A 16,495-nucleotide genomic window follows, 5' to 3' on the forward strand; every position below is an offset into this window, starting at 1 on the left:
AACGCGTCCTGGAGCTGCACCGGTTACGAGAACCGGCAGCTGAAGGACAAGTAGCAAGCCGTACAGCGGTGCGGGCGTGTTCTTCGCCCCGGTAGCGGCCGTGCGGGCTGACGGCGGTGTTGTGCCGCATGAAGACGGCGGCATCGTGGGCGCGTTGAGCAAGTGACGTCATGGGTGCGTGGCTCTTTCGTGGTCGTGTTGGGTGAGCGGTGGTTGTTGAGCGGGTGCCGCCCCGGATCCGCCGGGGCGGCACCCGGTGGGTCAGGGGTTGGTGGCGGCGAGGGCGGTCGTGGCGGCCTTGCCGATCGCGGTGATGGCCTGGGCCGGGTCTGTGAGCTGCAGGAGGGTGGCGCCGGGCAGGGGGCGGGGGTCGGTGTCGAAGGCGAGCCACAGGACCGCGCATCCAGCCGTGTGGAGGGCGGTGATGCGGTCGGCTGCGCGGGTGGCCTCGTCGAAGCCGTAGTGGCCGTCCGAGGCGATCACCAGCAGGCGGCCCGTGCCAGGTGTGGTGAGGTCGAGGGCTGCGGTCAGGGCGTCGGCGGCCTCGGCGAGGCTGTGGCCGCCGCCGTCGGCGTCGAACTCGGTCACCCGGGTGGGGGTGCGGCCGGGTGCGGTGATCGCGGTCAGGGCCCTGCGGTAGGCGATGGTTGCGGATCGCGAGTCGGGGTCGGTCAGCGCGGCGGCCTTCGCGATGATCCAGGCGGCCGAGGCGATCGGGGCTGCGGCGGCGTGCATCGAGCCGGAGACATCGACCGCGATGCCGACCCGCAGGGGCGGGGTGGGGCCTTGGCGGCGCTGGGTGCGGATCCAGGGCTGTGCCGTGGGGAGGGCGCCCGCCGCCCTCTGCGCGTCCCGGGCCAGGGCGCCGCGCATGCTCAGCCGTCCGGGCGGGACCGCCGAGGCGGTGACGGTCGCGGTCCGTTCCCGGTAGGCCGCCGCCCGCAACGCCCGGGCGAGCCGTCCCGCCGCTGCCTTCTCTGCGGCGGTGGGCGGGCGGGTCCCGGTCACCGGGGAGCCGTAACGGGCCTTGCTCCGCTGGCTTTCGGCGGTGAAGGGTCGTGCGCCGGGCGTGAAGACCTTCTTGGCGATCTCGGCGGACTGGCGGGCGTGGGCGGCGTGGGCTGCCTTGGCCTGGGCGCGGGAGGTACTGGCGGCATTGGCGCGGGCCTGGGCCGATGCTTGGGCTGCTTCGTTGGCCGCCACCGCTGCGGTGATCTTGCCGATCACGTCTGCGAGTTCGCCCCTTCGGCCGGTGGGGTCGGGGGCGGGTTCAGGGGCTTCCGGGGTGGCTCCGAGGGCCTGGCACCATGCCTCGGCGTGCGCGAGCATCGTCTGGGCGTCGTCGTCGGCGGTGGCGTGGGCGGCCGTCCAGATTGCCGTGAGGGTGTTCAGCAGGTCGAGGCCGAGGGTGGTGGTCAGTGCCTCGTCGAGGGGCTGGGTTTCGTCCGGGTCGAGGATGCCTGCGTCCCGGCGGGCGAGGATCAGCCCCGCCGCCGCTCCGGCCTGCCACGGGTCGGTGGGCGTCTGGGCGGTGAAGTCCGGCAGGACCAGGGTCTGGACGGCGGCCCGCAGGAAGCCCCGGTCGCCGGGGCGGCGGGCCAGGTGCGCCTTTTCGACGCGGGCTTCTTCCAGGAGCTGGGCTGCCGCATCCAGGGCGGTGCCGCGTAGCGCGGGTGGTGTGCTCCAGTGGCTGTGGGCGGCGTGGGCGGCCTCGTGGGTGAAGGCTCCCCAGGCGGCCGGGTCGCGCAGTTCGTCCCCCATTCGTGCGGGGTTGATGGTGGCGGGGTTGAGTGGGGTGAACAGGCCTGCGTCGACCTCCAGTTGGGCGAGGGACGGGTAGAAGGCGGCCGGGGCGCCGGAGCGGGTGCCGTGGTCGCAGGTGACGATCACGTCCTCGCGTCCGGCCAGTTCCGGTAGCCGCTCGCCCAGGGCGGCGGAGATCCGCAGCCACTGCGCGGCCTGTGGGCGCGGGCGCGGCTCGTAGAGGGGGGCGCCGTCGTCCGCCCAGCGGGCGAGGTCGCATTCCTGCTCGGTCAGTGCAGGCGGTGCGGGCAGAAGGTGGGTGGGTGCAGGCATGGGCGATCGGGCCCTTTCCGGGAAGGGGCTGGCGGGTGGTGGGGGGTGGCCGGGGGCCGGGTGTGTTCCCGGCCCCCGGGGCGGGTGTTAGAGCTGGCGGCCCAGGGCCAGGGCGGTGACCGGGCAGCCCCGACGAACCACTGAGGCACTCGCGCAGCGCGCGAACCAAGGCAGAAGACCTGGTCCGGACGCTGCGCGGCCCCAACGGCTTCCTGGCCCGCCGGTCCGAGGAAGCCCGGCGAGCGGTCGAAAGTCACGTTCGTGGCCTGCCGGGGAATCCACCAGAAGCCGAGCAAGCGGACCGGCCGAACCCGCACCACTACGATGCAGCAAAGACTGAGCGCCGGGGCCGGCGAGAGTCGCGAGCCGGCCACTCGGCATCAGGAGCCGGGCCGCGACCTGCTCATCGGCGTTGCCACTCCTCTGCGAGGAGTTGGTAGGAGCGCACCCGGTCGGCGTGGTCGTGGGTGATGGTGGTGATGATCAGCTCATCGGCAGCGGTGGCCTCCTGTAGTTGCTCGAGCTGGTCGGCGACGTGCCCCGGGGAGCCGACGAACTGGGTGTCGACACGGTCGGCTACCAGGGCCCGGTCCGCATCGGTCCAGGTGTGAGCGCGGGCCTGCTTCGGGGTCGGGAAGGGGATGGCGCCCTCGGCGGTGCGGATGCTGCGGACCCACGGGCCGTAGCCGGTGGCCAGTTCGCGGGCGGTCTCGTCGTCCTCGGCGACGACGACGTCGGCGGAGACGCTGACGTAGGGCTTGTCGAGGTGGTCGGACGGCTGGAAGGCGGCGCGGTAGCCCTCGGCTGCTTCCAGTACGGTGGCCGGGCTGACGTGGTAATTGGCCGCGAAACGCAGGCCGTTCCGGCCCGCGACGTCGGCGCTCTGTCCGCCGCTGCTGCCGAGGATCCATACCTGCACCGCGGCATCCTCGCCCGGGATGGCGTGTGCTTCGACCCCGTCCGGGGAGCGGTAGTCGCCGCTCAGGAGCGCGAGGATGTCGTCGACCTGCTCGCCGTAGCCCTGGGGGCCGGCGCCCGGCTGGTGCAGGAGCTGCTGCTGGAGCAGGAAACGGGGCGAACGGATCAGGTGCTCGAAGGAGAAACGTGGCGGGATCTTCAGACCGTTGGGGGCGCGTCCGTCGACGACGGGGGTCGTGGTCGGCCGGGGCCCTGCCGTCTGTCCAGGGGGACGTCCGCCCGAGCGGCCGAGGCCGAGGTCGAGTCGCCCGGGGTGCAGGGCGTCGATCAGTCCGAACTCCTCGACGGTGGACAGGGCGGTGCGGTGACCGAGCTGTACGGCCCCGGCGCCGATCCTGATCGTGGAGGTCGCTGAGGCGGTCAGCGCCAGTACGACGGCCGGTGAGGTCCCGGCCACGCCCGGGTTGAGGTGGTGCTCGGCGAACCAGTAGCGGGTGTAGCCGAACCGCTCGGTCTGCTGGGCAAGGTCGATGGTGTTGCGCAGCGCCTCTGTGGCGGTGGAGCCGGACGGAATCGGGACGAGGTCGAGGACCCCGAGAGGGATGCCGGACATGGTCGGGTGGTGCTCCTCAGCGGTCGGTGGGCGCGGGTGCCGGTGCGGGCGCGGAGACGGACTCGGGCTCGGGCTCGGGCTCGGGCTCGGGCTCGGGCTCGGGCTCGGCGGTGACCGGAGTCCGGGGGAACGGCGGGTCGGGGATGTCGCGTCGTAGAACGGGGGCGATGTCGGACTGGAAGAGTTCGAGTGAGGCGCGGTGCTGGGCGTGGGTGAGGCCGCCTGCGTCGGCGTGCAGATGGAGCACGCTGTGTCCGAACTGCTCGTGGTCGCGGTGCACCTTGTCGATCACCTGCTGCGGGCTGCCGATCAGCGCCGAGCTGCGTTCGACGAAGTCCTCCAGGGTGGCGAACACCGGCTCGACTCCCAGCTGCTTCTGGAACGCGAGATAGCCCTCGAAGACCGGCCGGGGGGCGGCGATCGCTACCTGCGAGGTGCGGGCCGCGTAGTAGCCGGCCGTCCCTGCTCCGGCGACGGCCTGAGCCGGATCGTGGCCGTAGTGCTCCCAGCGCTCCCGGTAGTGGCGGATCAGTTCGGCGTACGGCTCGATCGGGTGGGTGACGTTGGCCGAGGAGAGCGGATCTCCGTAGCGGGCGGCGAGGTCGACCGATTCCCGGCTGGTCGCGCTGCCGTGCCAGACCCGGATGGCTTGCTGGAGCGGTCTGGGCCAGACCTGGGCGTCCGTCAGCTCGGGGCGGAAGCGCGGGGAGGCGCTCACCTTGTCCTGCCGCCAGATCCGGCGGAACAGCTCGTAGCTCTCGGCGTTGCTGTCCCACTGGTCCTCGGGCGTGACGTGGAACAACTCGCGCTGGGCGGCGCCGTTGCCCTTGCCGATGATCAGGTCGAGACGGCCCGCGGACAGGTGGTCCAGGGTGGCGTAGTCCTCGTACGCGCGTACCGGGTCGAGCAGGCTGAGGGTGGTGACGGCGGTGAACAGCCGGATCCGGGAGGTCAGCGCGGCGATGTGACTGAGTACGACCGGTGGCGAGGAGGAGATGAAGGGCCGCTCGTGGCGTTCGCCCACGCCGAAGCCGTCGAATCCGAGCTCCTCGGCCAGCAGCGCGTTGTCGATCACCTCGCGGAAGCGCTCGTTGGTGGACTTCTTGACGCCGGTCACCGGATCCGGGGCGTGCACGATGAGAGTGATGGCCAGGAACTTCACGACGCCGCCCGTCGGGTCTCCGCCTCCGCGCGGGCGTCGGGGTGTGCCAGGCCGAGGTGGTCGCTGAGCGTGGTGCCCGTGTAGTCGTGGCGGAACACGCCGCGTTCCTGGAGCAGCGGAACGACGGTCTCGGCGAACTCGTCCAGGCCGCCTGGGGTGATGTGCGGCACCAGGATGAAGCCGTCGGCGGCGTCCGCCTGGACGAAGGCGTTGATCGTCTCGGCGACGGTGGCCGGGGAGCCGATAAACGACTGGCGGCCGGTGGTCTCGATGACCAGCTCGCGGATCGACAGGTTCTCCGCGGCGGCGCGCTCGCGCCACTGCCGGGCGACGGCGAGCGGGTCGCGGAACATCCGGACGCTGGCCCGGCCGCGGGCGATGGTGTTCTCGCCGGGGGCCGGGTCGATGTCGGGGAGCGGGCCGTCCGGGTCGTAGGCGGACAGGTCCCGGTTCCAGACATGTTCCAGGTACTTGATGGCCATCTGGCCGCTGACCTGCCGGCGTCGTAACTCATGCGCCAGCTCCTGCGCATCGGCGTCAATGTCGCCCAATACGAAGGTCGCCGCGGGGAGGATCAGCATTTGGTCGTGGGTTCGGCCGTGGCGGCCCAGGCGTCCCTTGACGTCGGTGTAGAATGCCCGGCCCGCCTCCAGGGTGCTGTGACGGCTGAAGATGGCCTCGGCGCCGGCGGCGGCGAACTCGCGGCCCTCGTCGGAGTCGCCTGCCTGGAAGATCACCGGGCGGCCCTGCGGGCTGCGCGGGACGTTGAACTGGCCGGCGATGTCGAAGTGCTGTCCTTGATGGACGAAGGCTCCGGCCTGCGCGTCCTTGAGGAAGATGCCGGACTGCTGATCAGCGACGACTTCGTCGCCGTGCCAGGAATCGAACAACTCGGTGGCGGTGGCCAGGAACTCCTTGGCCCTGGAATAGCGCTGATCCTGGGGGAGGAAGCCGCCGCGCCGAAAGTTCTCGCCGGTGAAGGCGTCCCACGAGGTGACCACGTTCCAGGCGGCGCGTCCGCCCGACAGGTGGTCCAGGCTGGCGAACTGGCGGGCCACCTCGTACGGCTCGTTGAAGGTGGAGTTGATGGTGCCGGTCAGGCCGAGCCGTTCGGTGACGGCGGCGAGCGCGGACAGGACGGTGAAGGTGTCGGGCCGTCCCACCACGTCCAGGTTGTAGATCTGGCCGCCCTGTTCGCGCAGCCGCAGTCCCTCGGCGAGGAACAGGAAGTCGAACTTGGCTCGTTCGGCGGTCCGTGCGAAGTGCGCGAACGAGCTGAACTCGATATGACTGCCCGCCCGCGGGTCACTCCACACGGTGGTGTTGTTGACGCCGGGGAAATGGGCCGCGAGATGGATCTGCTTCAGGGGCCTGCCCGAAGTCGCCTTGCTCGTGGCCGGCGTGCCGGTGATCGGCTTGCTCATGGTAGTACCCCTCCCCCTCAGACGGCGGCGTAGCGGTTGGCGGGACGGGTGAGCCCGAGCAGCCCGCGTAGGGTGTCCGCCTCGTAGGCGCGGCGGAAAGCGCCTCGGAGTTGGAGTTCGGGCACGAGGCCCCGTGTGATCTGCTCCAGGTCGTGGCCGATCACTCCGGGGCGCAGCCGGAAGCCGCTCAGGCCGGCCCGGCGCCACTCCAGCAGCATGTCCGCCAGTTGTCCGGGCGTACCCGTGAACACCTCGGCGTCGCTGGCGTAGGCATGACCCGCGAGGCCGTCCAGGCGAGCCTTGCGGTCCTCTGCCGCCGCGGGATCGTCGTCCAGGAACACCTCCAGGTCACCGAAGATGTGCAGTGGCTCCTCCGCCCGCCCCGCGGCGGCGCGGGCGGCACGGATCCCGGCGACGACGGTGCGGGCCTGGTCGCTGTCGTGCGGGGTGACGTAACCGATGTCGGCCGAACGGCCCACCAGTTGGTACGGCACGCTCTGGTGCGCGAGCGCGCTGACGACGGGCTGGCCCTGCGGGGGCCGAGGGGTGATCGAGGGCCCTCTGACGTTGAAGTGCCCGCCCTCGAAGCCGATGTAGTGCAGCTTGTCACGGTCGATGAAGCGCCCGGTGGCGACATCGCGGATCTCCGCGTCGTCCTCCCAGCTGTCCCACAGACGGCGCATCACCTCGATGTAGTCGGCGGCCTCCTCGAAGAGTTCGGCGATCAGGTTCCGGCCGGCCGGGGTGTCCCGGTCCTCGGCGCGGAGAGGCGGCAAGGTACGGCGGCCGAAGTGCGCGGCCTCGTGCTGCCGTGCCGTCACCTGGACGCGCAGGCCCGCGCGACCGGTGCGGACGTAGTCCAGGGTGGCGATCGCCTTCGAGATGTGCAACGGCTCGGTGTGGGTGGCGACCACGGTCGGCACCAGACCGATGTGCCGGGTCAGCGGGGCGACCCGCGCGGCGACCAGCACGGCGTCCAACCGGCCCCGCACCTGGTCGGTGCGCCCGTCCGGCTCCGTGAGGTGCGAGGACTGCGGGCCGAGCGGGTCCTCGAACGTCACGAAGTCGAGCAGGCCGCGTTCGGCCTCGGTCACGAGATCGGCCCAGTAACCGGCAGTGAACAGGTCGTGGGGCCGGGCGCCCGGCTCACGCCATGCGGCCGGGTGCCAGCCGGTGCCGTCCAGCGCCACGGCAAGGTGAAGAGGGGGATGTGCGGACACGAGAAGGGTGCCTTCCTGGTCGACCGGAACAGGTCAGGAACGACAGAGGGCGCCGGCCACCCGTTGCAGATCGGTGTGAGGCCGGGAGTACAAGCGGACGCAGCCGCGCGACGAGAACCCCGGCAGCCGGGACGAGCACGCGGGAAACGGGAGACAACACCGTCACCTCCGCTCTTCCAGCTGTTTGTTCTGCTCGGATCGGGACTCGCCGCGCTCCGGCATGGCAGGCCCCATGTCGTCGCAGGTTAGGCGGTGCCGGACGGAGGAAGGTGGAGAGCGTGTTGCGGTTCCATGAAACCGTCCAGAGGCTCCTGGCAGGGCTGAGCGGCGGCACCGTCCGCGATGTGCACCGGCCAGTCCAGGATCTGCACGGCCGCCCCTGCGGCCTCCAGTCCTCGGCAGTGGGCATGGTGCCTGCGGGTGATGCCGTTCAGGTCGAGGTGTCGGCCGAAGGCGGGGTGGGCGGCGAGTCGTCGTGCGTAGGCCCACAGGTGTGGATGCTCGGCGATGCGGTGCACCGCGGCGGCGTCCAGGTGCAGTCGGTGCACGGTGTCGAGCTGCACCAGGGTCACCCACAACTGCACGTCGGCGGCCGTCATTTCGTCGCCCAGGATGAAGTCCTGAAAGGCGAGCCGCCCCTCCAGTGAACCCAGGGCGCGGAGCAGGGATGTCAGGGCGGTCTGACGCACCCCGGCATCGGTGTCGGCCTGTCCGGCGTGCTGTGCGGCGGCGTTGATGCGGTACTCGCAGAGGTGCTCGACGGCCTCGATCTCCGCCCCGGCGCCGGGCGGGTACAGCGTGGGCCGGTCGGGGTGGTCACAGCCGAAGTACCGGGCCAGGTCGTGCAGGATGTCAGGGGTGTGCGTGCTGACGATCCGCCCCGTCCAGTCGTCGCTCAGCACCGGTGCCGCGGTGGGGCCGGAGTACCGGTGCGAACTGGTCTCGTACGACGGGCGCAGAGCGGAGTGTTCACCGTCGGGTCCGTCGGGCACGGCTGGCAGCAGCGCCACGGGGAGGTTCCGTCGGGCACGGCTGGCAGCAGCGCCACGGGGAGGGCCTCTTCCAGGCCGAGCAGGCTGTGGGTGATGGCGATCCGCAGACAGTGGGGGCAGGACAGCGAGAGGTGGAGGCGGTAACGGCGCGGCACAGCGTGGTAGCCACTGCTCGCGTCACGGCCGATCCTGCCCCGGAACGACGGCACCGAGGGACGGGACGGCACGGTGGTCGAGGGTGCGGCGGGCATGTGTCTCCCTGGGTCCGGCTTCTGGTTCTCAGAGGTGCGGCGGGCAGCACCGGGGGGTGGGCGCGCGGGGGCGTTGAGGTGTACCCGTATGCGTCGGGACGGGTGCCGGTGGGCACCGCCGGTTCAGCGAGGAGCGTTCGCCGCGCGGCAGACGCGCAGGAGATCGATGTGGCGGCGGGAGGTCAGGAGGAGAGACGGCCGGCCCGCACACACCAAGCGGTCGGCAGACGACTCCAGACGCTCCATCATTTCCTACCCATCCACTGGGGAATCTGTACTGGAGTGTCAGGCGGCCTTGGCGCCCCGTCAAGAGGGCCTTCTCGCGTCGCACCCGACGTCTCACATGATGAGAGGATGACGCGACTTCCCGAGGGCGCTTCGCCGCCGGCACCGGCAGAGACTGGCAGATGCCCCCATCCGTCTGACGAATACCCAGTTCAGCGACGCATCCGGCAGGGCGTCAGGTGGCGCAACAATCCAGCAACACCACTATTCCTATCGGATAGCTATGGTTCGAGCCATGCCGCCCACCGACCGCATCCGAGACCACGCCGGCCAAGGCGCCGCGACCACGGTCGCCGCCCACCGCAGCCGGCGCAGGCTGCGCGCCGACAGGGCCAGGCAACTCGCCGACCTGCTCCGCCGCCAGCTCCTCACCGGCTCCTTCCCCAACGGCGCGCTCCCCCACGAGTCGAACCTCGCCACCGACTACCGCGCCTCCCGCAACACCGTCCGCCAGGCCCTCGGCCTGCTGCGCACCGAGGGCCTCGTCGAACGCCACCCCGGAGTCGGCACCCTGGTCGTGGCCCGGAAGTACCCCCACGGCCTCGACCGCCTGCTGGGCCTTGCGGAAACCCTCCGCGAACACGGCCGGGTCACCAACGAGGTCCGCACGATGGGGCCCGTCCCGGCCCCCGCCCCCGTCGCCGAACGACTCCACGTGCCGTCGGACTCCGACGTCCTCTACATCGAGCGCCTGCGACGTCTGAACGGCCTCCCTCTGTCCCTCGACCTCACCTACATCCCCCTCGACATCGGCACTGCGCTCCTCGCCGCGGACCTGGAGAACACCGACGTCTTCCGCCTGCTGGAGGCGACCTGCGGTCTGCCTCTCGGCCACGCCGAGATCACTCTGGAGGCGGTCAACGCGGACGCCCACTCCGCCGCCGTGCTGCAGGCCCCGCAGGGCGCGGCTGTCCTGATGCTGGAACGTCTCACGCATCTTGCCGACGGCCGGCCCGTCGACCTCGAGTTCATCCGCTTCCGTGGCGACCGCATCGCGATGAGCGGCTTGCTGCACCGCTCCGTCTGACGCCCCCGAAGAGACAACCTTCAGAGACAACCTTCCTGGAGACAGCCATGCCTTTGGCGCCCCAGCGGGCCGACGTGCCCGTGACCATCGACGAGTCGAAGTGCATCGACGGCTGCACGCTCTGCGTGGACATGTGCCCGCTGGACTCCCTCGCCATCGACGCCGGCAGCGGCAAGGCGTACATGCACGTCGACGAGTGCTGGTACTGCGGTCCGTGCGCGGCCCGCTGTCCCACCGGAGCCGTCACGGTCGACATGCCCTATCTGCTCCGTTGAGAGGCCCGAACAACCATGAAACGCACCGCAGTCGCGATATCCGCAGTGGTCCTGCTGCTCCCGCTCGGCGCCTGCGGCGGTGACGCCGAGGCCGGCAGCCGCTCCACGGTCAACGTCACCGTCGGCTACCAGTCCAAGACCATCAACACGGTCACCGCCGGGACCCTGCTGCGCTCCCTCGGCTACTTCGAGCGGGAGCTCGACTCCCTCCATGACGGTCACACCTACAAGGTCGCCTGGCAGGACTATGCGACGGGTGCCCCCATCACCGCCCAGATGACCGCCGGGAAGATCGATATCGGCTCGATGGGCGATTTCCCGCTCCTGATCAACGCCGCCCGCGGCAAGCAGCTCGGCCGCCCCACCCACCTCGTCTCCGTCACCGGATACAACCTGCGCGGCGGCCTCAACACCATCGTCACCGCGCCGGATTCCAAGCTCGCCTCCCTGCGGGACCTGGCGGGCAAGAGGGTGTCCACCAGCGTCGGCTCCGCCGCCGACGGCACGCTCGTACGGGCCCTGCAGCGCGCCGGCATCGACCCCGGCAAGGGCATCGAGAAGCTCAACCAGCAACCGGCGGTGGGTGCTTCGGCCCTGACGGCGGGCCGCACGGACGCGCTGTCCCAGTTCGTCGCCTGGCCCGGCCTGCTCGCCTTCCAGGGCAGGGCGAAGGCGCTGTACGACGGAGCGCAGCTGAACCTGCCCACGTTCCACGGTGTCACCGCCCGCGAAGACTTCGCGAAGACACGCCCGGCCGTGCTGAAGGCGTTCCTGAAGGCCCAGGCGCAAGCCACCGACTACCTGAACGAACATCCCGTCACCGCCGCCGAGAAGGTCGCGCAGGCCACGGGACTGCCCGCCGAGGTCGTCTACCTTTACAACGGCGCCCAGGGCATCTCCACCTTCGACCCGGCCCTCAGGCCTCAGCTCGTCTCCGCCCTGAAGCAGGACGTGTCGATCCTGAAGTCCGCCAAGCTGACCGGCGACGTGGACGTGGACTCCTTCGTCGACGACCAGTACGCGAAGAAAGCACTCGGCGAGGCCGGGTACGCGAGGCGGCTCGCCGCAACGCCCCCGCCCGCCGTGAGCGAGGTATGGCCGAAGGGCGCCCGGACGACTCGCACCTACACGTCGCCCGCCGACCTGCTGGCCTATGTGGCGAAGCACGCCGACGGCATCCGCGCCGCCTACGTGCCCGACGCCACCACCGGCACCCTGTGGTTCGCCGACAGGGCGGTCTGGGTGGCCGACGGCGCCAAGCTGCTGCCCTTCGTCGCCCCGGCGACCGCACAGGCGTACGTCGACGGTCACGTCGGCGCACGCGTCATCACGTATGCCGAGGCGCTGGAGCGGGCGTCATGACCCGGTACGCGCTGCGCGGGCTGTCCCTGGCCGTCGCCCTCGGCGTGTGGCAGCTGCTGACTACGCTGCATGTCGACCTCTGGCTGCGCTTCTCGCAGTTCCCGACGGTCACCGACGTCGTCCGCGCTTTCGCTGACCGTTTGTCGGGACCCGACTACTGGACGGACCTCACCGACAGCGTCACCCGGATTCTCACCGGTTTCCTGCTCGCCGCCGTGCTGGGCGTAGCCGGGGGTGTGCTGGTGACCCGCTCCCGTCTCGCCGAGGACCTGCTGGGCCCGCTGCTGGAGGTGGTCCGCCCCATCCCGGCGATCGCCCTGGTCCCTGTGGCGATCCTCCTCCTGCCTTCCGACGAGCAGGGCATCGTTTTCATCACCTCCGCCGCCGCGTTCTTCCCGGTCCTGGTCTCCACCCGGCACGCGGTCCGCGCGCTGACCCCCGTGTGGGAGGAGGCGGTGCGCACCATGGGCGGCGGCCGGTGGCGGATCCTCCGCTCGGTCGTCCTGCCGGGCGCGCTGCCCGGCATCTTCGGCGGCCTTTCGGTGGGCATCGGCGTGGCGTGGATCTGTCTGATCTCCGCCGAGATGATCTCCGGTCAGTACGGGGTCGGCTACCGCACCTGGCAGGACTACACGGTGCTCGACTACCCCGGCGTGTTCGTCGGGATGGTCACGATCGGCGTGCTCGGCTGGCTCACCTCCACCGCAGTCGAACTGCTCGGCCGCCGCCTGACCCGCTGGCTGCCGCGCACGTCGTACGCTCCCGGCGCCCGGCCCCGGGTTTCCCAGGGCAACGGGTCCACGGCCGGAGCCCTCAGCCGTACGCACCTCATCCACCGCATCCGAGGCCGAGGAGACGCGCGATGAGCACCTCGTCTGAGACGGCGACGGCCACGGTCGGTGCCGCCGATACGAGGAGGACCGCGCCCGTGGGCGGCGCACGGCTCGCCCTCCGCGCCGCCGATCTCGGCCGTCCCGGCTCCCTCGCCCTGGCCGGGGTCGATCTGGACATCGCGCCCGGCGAGATCCTCACCGTCGTCGGCCCCTCCGGCTGTGGCAAGTCGACCCTCCTGAGCACCCTGGCCGGCCTCCTGCCCCCGCTCGCCGGACAGCTCACCGCGGACGAACACCCGCTGACCAGCCCGTCCGCCGAGCGAGCCCTGGTCTTCCAGGAGGATGCCCTCCTGCCCTGGCGTACCCTGCGCGCCAACGTCGAACTCCCGTTGGCCATCCGCGGCCAGCCGCGCGCCGAACGCCGCAGGCAGGCCGAGGCGTGGTTGGCCCGGGTCGGCCTCGCCGAGCACGCCCGCCAGTTGCCCCACCACGTCTCCGGCGGGCAGCGTCAGCGCGCGCAGTTGGCCCGTGCCCTCGCCGGACGCCCGCGCACCGTTCTGATGGACGAACCGTTCGGTGCTCTGGACGCCCAGACCCGGTCCGGAATGCAGGACCTGCTGGTGGAGGTGCTGCACGGCACGGGTGCGACCGTCGTCTTCGTCACCCACGACGTGGACGAGGCCCTGTTCCTCGGCGACCGCGTGGCCGTGCTGGGCGCGGGCCGGCTCGCAGCCTTACGGGACGTACCGCGCCCGCGCGAGCGCGCCGCCCACGACGATCCGGCGCGCGTCGCCCTGCGGCGCGACATCCTCACGTCCCTCGGTTCTTGAAAGGCACCCTGGTGGAAACCCTGGAAACCCCGGCCCTCACCGACGCCGAGGAGCTTACCTGCGACGTCCTCGTCATCGGCGGCGGCACGGCCGGCACTATGGCGGCGCTGACCGCCGCCGAGCACGGTGCGGACGTCCTGCTGCTGGAGAAAGCTCACGTCCGCCACTCCGGCGCGCTCGCCATGGGCATGGACGGCGTCAACAACGCGGTCATCCCCGGCCGTGCCGAACCCGACGACTACGTCGCCGAGATCACCCGCGCCAACGACGGCATCGTCGACCAGACCACCGTCCGCCAGACCGCCACCCGCGGCTTCGCCATGGTGCGGCGACTGGAGTCGTACGGGGTGAAGTTCGAGAAGGACGAGCACGGCGAATACGCGGTCCGCCAGGTCCACCGCTCCGGCTCGTACGTGCTGCCCATGCCCGAGGGCAAGGACGTGAAGAAGGTCCTGTACCGGCAGCTGCGGCGGCGCGAGATGCGCGAGCGGATCCGGATCGAGAACCGGGTGATGCCGGTGCGCGTGCTGACGGCTCCCGACGACGGGCGGGCCGTGGGGGCCGTCGGCTTCCACACGCGCACCGGCGCGTTCGTCGTCGTCCGCGCCGGCGCGGTGATCCTGGCGACCGGCGCCTGCGGACGGCTCGGCCTGCCCGCGTCCGGCTATCTGTACGGCACGTACGAGAACCCGACCAACGCGGGTGACGGCTATGCGATGGCCTACCACGCCGGTGCCGAACTGACCGGCATCGAGTGCTTCCAGATCAACCCGCTGATCAAGGATTACAACGGGCCGGCCTGCGCCTACGTCGCCAATCCTTTCGGCGGCTACCAGGTCAACCGGCACGGGGAACGCTTCGTCGACTCCGACTACTGGTCGGGTCAGATGATGGCGGAGTTCGCGGCGGAGGTGGCGAGCGATCGGGGCCCTGTCTACCTGAAGCTGAGCCATCTCCCGGAGGAGTCGGTCACGGCCCTGGAGTCGATCCTGCACTCCACCGAGCGCCCGACCCGCGGCACCTTCCACGCGGGCCGCGGCCACGACTACCGCACCCACGACGTCGAGATGCACATCTCGGAGATCGGCCTGTGCGGCGGCCACTCGGCCTCGGGGGTACGGGTCGACGGCCACGCCCGCACGACCGTCCCCCGCCTGTACGCGGCCGGCGACCTGGCCTGCGTCCCGCACAACTACATGATCGGCGCGTTCGTCTTCGGCGACCTGGCGGGCGCGGACGCCGCACAGTACACGCCGTACGAAGGGGAACTTCCCTCCGGACAACTGCGCGAGGCGCACGAGCTGATCTACCGCCCGCTGCGCAACCCCGACGGCCCGCCGCAGCCCCAGGTCGAGTACAAGCTGCGCCGCTTCGTGAACGACTACGTGGCTCCGCCGAAGTCCGGCGCAAGGCTGTCGCTCGCCCTGGAGGCGTTCGAGCGGATGCGCGCCGACATCGCCGCGATGGGCGCGCGCACCCCGCACGAGCTGATGCGCTGCGCGGAGGTCACGTTCATCCGCGACTGCGCGGAGATGGCCGCGCGAGCCTCCCTGGCCCGCACGGAATCCCGCTGGGGCCTCTACCACGACCGCCTCGACCACCCTCACCGTGACGACGCGTCCTGGTTCCACCACCTCGATCTGCGTAAGTCCCCTTCCGATGCGATGGAGTTCACGGCTCGTCCCGTGGAGCCCTACCTGGTTCCGGTCGACGGTTTCGCCCCGGCCGGCGGCCCCTCCCGGCGCCTCGGCGAGGTCCACCCGGAGCCGGTTGCGACCGCAGGGTCCCAGGAGGTGGCCCGGGTGACGATGCGGCAGGAGCCCACCGTGACCGGTACAACCGCCCGCCCCGATACCGACACGGGGGCGGCGGCCACACCGCGCCTGCTCGAACTCCTCGCCCTTGCGGAGGACGAACCCGAACTCGCGGCCCTCGCACCCTACTTGACCGACCCGGAGCCCGCTGTCCGCAGAACGGCCGTCACCGTCCTGACAGAGACCGTGCCGCCGGGAACTGGACCGGCACTGGCCGCGGCGCTCGCTGACACCGACGCCGGCGTCCGCGCTGCCTCGGCCGCCTCGCTGCGCGAACTGGTCGAGACCCTGGTCCCCGAACCGGCCCTGCGCGACGGCCTCGCCGCCGCCCTCTCCGAGGCCGATCCCGTCGTCCGTGCCACCGCACTGGATGTCCTGCGCGGCCTGCGCTTCGGTGGCGCCGACCTGTTCGCTACCTTGCTGTCGGACTCCGACATCGCCGTCCGTATCGCGGCCGTACGAGCGCTCGTGTCGGTCAACGCCACCGCAGAGGTGGCCCGCGCGGCAACCACCGAGCCGTGTCGCGAGGTCCGCGTCACGATCGCCAAAGCCCTGGCCGGCATGGCTCCGGGTCCGGACCCGGAGATGGTCCGCTCGGCCCTTGCCGAACTGGTCGACGACCCCGACGCCTTGGTGCGCGGGGCCGCCTACGAGGCCCTGGGCACGGCGGGCTGCCCAACCCCGCTGGCCACACATGCCGAGTCAGCCCTGTCCGACCCGGCCTGGCAGGTGCGGGCCGGCGCCGCCACCGCCTTGTCCGCCGCGGACCCCGACGTGGCTGTCCCCGCACTCGCCAAGGCCATAGCCGACCCCAACGCCGACGTCCGCAAGGCCGCGGTACTGGCCCTGAGCCGGCACCGTGCCGCCGAGGACGCCCGATCAGCCCTGACCACCGTGACGGCGGACCCGGACGCGGACGTCAGGGCCTATGCGGCGCGGGCACTGTGATGCGTCCTGGCGACGTACAAGGAGCCGGGCTGTGCGCCTCCGGACACCGGGACGACGCTTCCGGCCGATGCGGGCGCCGGCCGCCGTCGGCGGACGACCAGCAGCGGAGAGTCCGCACAGCTCGTCGCGGTTCCACGCGCGACCGGACGCGTTCGGCGGCCTCAGGCATCACGTGGGCCATCGCGGATTTGCCGCGCCGGCGGAGGTTACGTGAACCGAGGGTGCTGCCTGCCGGCCGCATGGATGCCGCCGCAACCCCTGTTGGAGCGGCAGTGGTCAGCCAGGCGTCCTCCCACCAGGCGCCGGTGTGGGGGCGGTGCGCCGCTGAAGCCGAGGTCCTCGGCGACGCGGGCGCTCTGGGTGAGGTAGCCGATGCTCGGAAGCCGGTCACCGCCGTCGCGGTGACCGGGGTGCCGTGGACGCCGCCGACGACATGGCGGCCGTCACCGTTGGTGGGAAGGAACC

The 16,495-nt window shown here is 71.4% G+C and carries 13 protein-coding genes and 1 pseudogene; 6 read left to right on the top strand and 8 right to left on the bottom strand.

What is annotated here, in order from left to right; translation table 11 throughout:
- Window positions 1-261: 261 nt before the first annotated feature.
- The 7 genes from ACWEN3_RS23370 to ACWEN3_RS23400 form a co-directional block, all read right to left on the bottom strand.
- Complete coding sequence (locus ACWEN3_RS23370) at window positions 262-2,076, bottom strand: VWA domain-containing protein (protein ID WP_452974246.1); 1,815 nt, start codon at window positions 2,074-2,076, stop codon at window positions 262-264.
- A gap of 403 nt (window positions 2,077-2,479) precedes the next feature.
- Entirely contained in the window at window positions 2,480-3,607 is a 1,128-nt protein-coding gene (locus ACWEN3_RS23375; RefSeq protein ID WP_452974249.1) for an LLM class flavin-dependent oxidoreductase, read from the bottom strand.
- A gap of 16 nt (window positions 3,608-3,623) precedes the next feature.
- Window positions 3,624-4,769, bottom strand: a complete 1,146-nt coding sequence (locus tag ACWEN3_RS23380; RefSeq protein ID WP_452974251.1) for an LLM class flavin-dependent oxidoreductase — start codon at window positions 4,767-4,769, stop codon at window positions 3,624-3,626.
- Window positions 4,766-6,193, bottom strand: coding sequence for an NtaA/DmoA family FMN-dependent monooxygenase (locus ACWEN3_RS23385; protein ID WP_452974253.1), 1,428 nt, complete (start codon window positions 6,191-6,193; stop codon window positions 4,766-4,768). Before ACWEN3_RS23385 ends, ACWEN3_RS23380 begins: the two co-directional genes overlap by 4 nt.
- Window positions 6,194-6,210: 17 nt before the next feature.
- A complete protein-coding gene (locus ACWEN3_RS23390; protein WP_452974255.1) occupies window positions 6,211-7,413 on the bottom strand; it encodes an LLM class flavin-dependent oxidoreductase in 1,203 nt (400 codons plus the stop codon).
- A 33-nt stretch (window positions 7,414-7,446) separates the two neighbouring features.
- Complete coding sequence (locus ACWEN3_RS23395) at window positions 7,447-7,539, bottom strand: putative leader peptide (RefSeq protein ID WP_452974268.1); 93 nt, start codon at window positions 7,537-7,539, stop codon at window positions 7,447-7,449.
- Between the two features lie 119 nt (window positions 7,540-7,658).
- A complete protein-coding gene (locus tag ACWEN3_RS23400) occupies window positions 7,659-8,423 on the bottom strand; it encodes a glutathione S-transferase C-terminal domain-containing protein (RefSeq protein WP_452974256.1) in 765 nt (254 codons plus the stop codon).
- A 753-nt stretch (window positions 8,424-9,176) separates the two neighbouring features.
- Here ACWEN3_RS23400 and ACWEN3_RS23405 point away from each other — a divergent pair.
- From ACWEN3_RS23405 to ACWEN3_RS23430, 6 genes are read left to right on the top strand one after another with little or no spacing between them, the layout of a single operon-like run.
- Window positions 9,177-9,968: a GntR family transcriptional regulator gene (locus tag ACWEN3_RS23405; protein ID WP_452974258.1), complete on the top strand. Its 792-nt coding sequence runs from the start codon at window positions 9,177-9,179 to the stop codon at window positions 9,966-9,968.
- A gap of 47 nt (window positions 9,969-10,015) precedes the next feature.
- The gene (locus ACWEN3_RS23410; RefSeq protein WP_390855353.1) at window positions 10,016-10,243 is read left to right on the top strand and encodes a 4Fe-4S dicluster domain-containing protein; all 228 of its coding nucleotides are present in this window, start codon (window positions 10,016-10,018) and stop codon (window positions 10,241-10,243) included.
- Between the two features lie 15 nt (window positions 10,244-10,258).
- Entirely contained in the window at window positions 10,259-11,605 is a 1,347-nt protein-coding gene (locus ACWEN3_RS23415; RefSeq protein ID WP_452974261.1) for an ABC transporter substrate-binding protein, read from the top strand.
- Window positions 11,602-12,471 carry an ABC transporter permease gene (locus tag ACWEN3_RS23420; RefSeq protein WP_452974264.1) on the top strand — a complete coding sequence of 290 codons (870 nt, stop codon included), beginning with the start codon at window positions 11,602-11,604 and terminating at the stop codon, window positions 12,469-12,471. The genes ACWEN3_RS23415 and ACWEN3_RS23420 overlap by 4 nt, the downstream gene beginning before the upstream one ends.
- Window positions 12,468-13,268 (top strand): ABC transporter ATP-binding protein, encoded by an 801-nt coding sequence (locus tag ACWEN3_RS23425; RefSeq protein ID WP_452974266.1) that lies wholly within the window; start codon window positions 12,468-12,470, stop codon window positions 13,266-13,268. The genes ACWEN3_RS23420 and ACWEN3_RS23425 overlap by 4 nt, the downstream gene beginning before the upstream one ends.
- Before the next feature lie 20 nt (window positions 13,269-13,288).
- Window positions 13,289-16,030: a fumarate reductase/succinate dehydrogenase flavoprotein subunit gene (locus ACWEN3_RS23430; RefSeq protein ID WP_452974270.1), complete on the top strand. Its 2,742-nt coding sequence runs from the start codon at window positions 13,289-13,291 to the stop codon at window positions 16,028-16,030.
- 268 nt (window positions 16,031-16,298) lie between these two features.
- On the opposite strand, the pseudogene ACWEN3_RS23435 reads toward ACWEN3_RS23430, so the two are convergent.
- Window positions 16,299-16,495 (bottom strand): annotated as a pseudogene (locus ACWEN3_RS23435) (LLM class flavin-dependent oxidoreductase); the annotation flags it as partial.

The organism is Streptomyces sp. NPDC004561 (assembly GCF_053602155.1).

Bases quoted from the DNA above. Each gene is read 5' to 3' on its own strand.
- ACWEN3_RS23370 (WP_452974246.1), bottom strand. From the start codon at position 2,076: ATGCCTGCACCCACCCACCTTCTGCCCGCACCGCCTGCACTGACCGAG.
- ACWEN3_RS23375 (WP_452974249.1), bottom strand. From the start codon at position 3,607: ATGTCCGGCATCCCTCTCGGGGTCCTCGACCTCGTCCCGATTCCGTCC.
- ACWEN3_RS23385 (WP_452974253.1), bottom strand. From the start codon at position 6,193: ATGAGCAAGCCGATCACCGGCACGCCGGCCACGAGCAAGGCGACTTCG.
- ACWEN3_RS23405 (WP_452974258.1), top strand. From the start codon at position 9,177: ATGCCGCCCACCGACCGCATCCGAGACCACGCCGGCCAAGGCGCCGCG.
- ACWEN3_RS23410 (WP_390855353.1), top strand. From the start codon at position 10,016: ATGCCTTTGGCGCCCCAGCGGGCCGACGTGCCCGTGACCATCGACGAG.
- ACWEN3_RS23415 (WP_452974261.1), top strand. From the start codon at position 10,259: ATGAAACGCACCGCAGTCGCGATATCCGCAGTGGTCCTGCTGCTCCCG.
- ACWEN3_RS23420 (WP_452974264.1), top strand. From the start codon at position 11,602: ATGACCCGGTACGCGCTGCGCGGGCTGTCCCTGGCCGTCGCCCTCGGC.
- ACWEN3_RS23425 (WP_452974266.1), top strand. From the start codon at position 12,468: ATGAGCACCTCGTCTGAGACGGCGACGGCCACGGTCGGTGCCGCCGAT.